The following is a 251-nucleotide window of genomic DNA, read 5'->3' as shown; positions in this document are numbered from 1 at the left end:
TCCTGCTGCTTGCGGGGCTGAGTCTCGGCCTGGGCGGTTGTCTGCTCGGCCCCGACTACGTGCGACCCACGGTGCCCACGCCGGCGACGTTCCGCTTCGAAGGAAGCGAGGCGGCCGAAGTTGCCAACGCGATGTGGTGGGAGCAATTCGGGGATCCGGTGCTGAACGATCTGATTGCCGCCGCGCTGGCCGACAACAAGGACGTGAAAATCGCTGCGGCGCGCGTCGACCAGTTTCTTGGCCAGTTCGTA

General features: G+C 65.3%; 1 pseudogene. It reads left to right on the top strand.

The annotated features are described in order from the left end of the window. Positions 1-2: 2 nt before the first annotated feature. Positions 3-251 (top strand): annotated as a pseudogene (locus P0D96_RS48690) (efflux transporter outer membrane subunit); the annotation flags it as partial.

The organism is Paraburkholderia sp. RL17-347-BIC-D (assembly GCF_046027915.1).
Classification (GTDB): Bacteria; Pseudomonadota; Gammaproteobacteria; order Burkholderiales; family Burkholderiaceae; genus Paraburkholderia.
The sequence above is the reverse complement of the archived record's forward strand: the minus strand, read 5'-3'. Positions and strand labels throughout refer to the sequence as shown.